3 protein-coding genes and 1 pseudogene are annotated in these 2,872 nt (G+C 71.4%); 2 read left to right on the top strand and 2 right to left on the bottom strand.

All coding sequences use genetic code 11. The features are described from left to right. Together G6018_RS13270 and G6018_RS13265 are read right to left on the bottom strand one after the other, a co-directional pair. Positions 1–234, bottom strand: a pseudogene (locus G6018_RS13270) (hypothetical protein); the annotation flags it as partial. A gap of 21 nt (positions 235–255) precedes the next feature. Beyond that, positions 256–801, bottom strand: a complete 546-nt coding sequence (locus tag G6018_RS13265; RefSeq protein WP_182639857.1) for a hypothetical protein — start codon at positions 799–801, stop codon at positions 256–258. 150 nt (positions 802–951) lie between these two features. On the opposite strand from G6018_RS13265, the gene G6018_RS13260 reads away from it, so the two are divergent. Next, the gene (locus G6018_RS13260; protein ID WP_182639856.1) at positions 952–1,776 is read left to right on the top strand and encodes a thioesterase family protein; all 825 of its coding nucleotides are present in this window, start codon (positions 952–954) and stop codon (positions 1,774–1,776) included. Between the two features lie 29 nt (positions 1,777–1,805). Beyond that, positions 1,806–2,872 (top strand): acyl-CoA dehydrogenase family protein (locus G6018_RS13255; RefSeq protein WP_182639855.1); only part of this gene is annotated, 1,067 nt, incomplete at its 3' end.

Genomic DNA, 2,872 nt, shown 5'->3' with positions numbered 1-2,872 from the left:
GACGACCGCGGTGGGCGTGGCGGGAGCGGTGGTGGTGGCGCGAGAGGCCCGGGTCGAGGTCGCGGTGGTGCTGGGGCCGGCCGGGGCGGTCACCTCGGGAGACGTCTCGTCGCGCGATCGCATCAGCGCGACGGTGGTGACGGTCGCAACGAGGACCCCGACCACCACGACCACCGCGAGGGCCGCGTAGACCGGCGACCGACCGCCTCCCCGCACTCCGTCGGTCCCGGTCACGTCGCCACCCCGTCGCCCTGGCTAGAGGGTCATCCCGGGCGGTAGCGGACCGATCGGGGTCGCGTCCCCCGCGCCGGCGAACGGGTTCCACACGTAGATGGTGGAGGCGTAGACGGCCTCCGCATTCGGTTGGCCCGCCACCGGCTCCTGTTGCACGCGCAGCTCCACGTGGAAGTCGCTGTGCTGCCCGAGCAGGACACGCGGCGTGGTGCCGGGCTGCGTCGCGACCTGCTCGCCCCGGTGGAACAGCACGACACGGGTGGGCGACGAGACCGTCCCGCCCGCGGTCTCCAGGAACAGGTAGCCGAGTTCACCGCACAGGTTCCCGCTCTGCCCGACCGTCCACCCGACCCCGGGGAACGGCCCGGGGGTCTGCGCGGCGATCCGCTGCACGTCCACCGAACACCCGGCGGGCGGAGGCATGAGGGAGTCGGTGTTGACCGCGGATGCAGCGGGCGCCCAGGACGCGAGCAGGCCGGCGGTCAGGGCCGTGGCGGTCAGGGCCCTGACGTTCGGTGTTCTGACGTTCGGTGTGCTGACGTTCGGTGTGCTGACGGTTCCGGGCATCGAGATCGCCTCTCCGATCGAGTACACCCCATGGTGACACGGGTCACACCGGAGAACCACCGTGAGTGGTGACCGGGCGCCCCCCGACCCCTCGGTACGGTGGGACCACCCGGCGGCGCACCCCTCACGCCGCCCGATGAGGAGAGTGCCGTGACCGGTCGATACGCCCCTGGACACACTCTGGATCAGGCCGTCGCTCTCGAACGCGGCGGCGAGAACCTGGTCCGGGGCCGCACGGTCGACGCGTGGGCCAACATGGTCGGGCCGTTCGGCGGGACGACCGCGGCGACGATGCTGCAGGCGATCCTGCAGCACCCGGAGCGACACGGTGACCCGCTGGCTCTGACGTTGAACTACGCGGGCCCGGTGGCCGAGGGCGAGTTCGAGATCGAGGTGCTTCCGACCCGCACCAACCGCTCCAACCAGCACTGGTGGCTCGAGATGCGCCAGGGCGATCAGGTGGTCACCACCGCCACGGCGATCACCGCGCTGCGCCGGGAGACGTGGTCGGAGACCGAGGTCGGCCCGCCCGGGGTCCCCGCACCCGAGGACCTGACCCCGGCCGCGGCGGACCGTGGGGTCAAGTGGGTGGACAACTACGACATGCGGTTCGTGACGGGGGCGTGGCAGTCGGTCGAGGACGGACAGACGAGCCCGGATTCGACGACGACGATGTGGATCCGCGACACCCCGCCCCGCCCACTCGACCACGTCGCGCTCACCTCGATGTGCGATTCGTTCTTCCCCAGGTCATTCCTCCGGCTCGGCCGGCCGATCCCCGCGGGAACGGTCACGCTGACGATCCACTACCTGGCCACCACGGACGAGATCGCGGCCCAGGGCACGGACTTCATCCTGGGCAGCGTCCACGCCCACCGGTTCCACGGCAACTACCACGATGAATCGGCGAGACTGTGGGGCCGCGACGGCACCCTGCTCGCCACCAGCCACCAACTCATGTACTTCAAGTCCTGAGTACCGCGGGCCGGAGGAGGACCCAGCACATGTCGACCACTCGGAACCACACCACCCACGAGGTCCTCAACCAGGCGCCGCCGCGCGTGGACGTGGACGAGTACGCGCTCAATCCCGCACTCCGGGAGGCCGTGGGAGTCTTCGCGCCCGGCGCGGTCACCGACCGATTCCACGAGATCGGCCGACACGTGGGCACCGGGCAGTACCAGCACGACGCGGAGCTGGCCAACACCCTGCCGCCGGTGCACCGCGCCCACGACCGGTGGGGCAACCGGGTGGACGAGATCGAGTTCCACCCCTCCTATCACCGGATCATGGAGTACTCGGTGTCCCGCGGGGTGCACACCTCCGCCTGGGCGGACCCGGGGCCCGGCGCCACCGTGGAGCGGGCCACCGGCTTCATGCTGGTGTCGCAGATCGAGGCCGGGCACGGGTGCCCGCTGTCCATGACGCACGCCGTGGTGCCGTCCCTGCGGTTGAGCCCGGAGCTGGCCGCGGAATGGGAGCCGGCGCTGATGTCCAGGGTCTACGACCCCGAGCTGCGCGACCCCGCCACCAAGTCGGGGGTGTTGTTCGGGATGGCCATGACCGAGAAGCAGGGCGGGTCGGACGTCCGGGCCAACACCACCACGGCCACCCCGGTCGGGGACGGCCTGCACGTGCTGCGCGGCCACAAGTGGTTCTGCTCGGCCCCACAGTCGGACGCCTTCCTGGTGCTGGCGCAGGCACCGGAGGGACTGAGCTGCTTCCTCGTCCCCCGCGTCCTCCCGGGCGGCGAGCGCAACCCCTTCCTGGTCCAACGCCTCAAGGACAAGCTGGGCAACAAGTCCAACGCCTCGTCCGAGGTGGAGTTCGACGGCACCCTGGGCTGGATGGTCGGCGATCCCGGCCGTGGGGTGCGCACCATCATCGAGATGGTCGGGCGCACCCGCCTGGACTGCGTCCTGGGCGCCACGGCCGGAATGCGCCAGGGCGTGGCCGAGGCCGCGTGGCACGCCCGACACCGGGCGGCGTTCGGGGCGACCCTGGTGGACCAGCCGGCCATGGCCGCCGTTCTGGCGGACCTCCAACTCGAGGCGGAGGCCGCCACCTGGAC

Source organism: Dietzia sp. DQ11-44, assembly GCF_014145205.1.
Lineage (GTDB): Bacteria > Actinomycetota > Actinomycetes > Mycobacteriales > Mycobacteriaceae > Dietzia > Dietzia natronolimnaea.
This window is presented reverse-complemented; position numbering and strand designations above follow the sequence as displayed.

What these genes read in the sequence shown, in the direction of transcription:
- G6018_RS13265 (WP_182639857.1), bottom strand. Translation starts at nt 801, where the DNA reads ATGCCCGGAACCGTCAGCACACCGAACGTCAGCACACCGAACGTCAGA.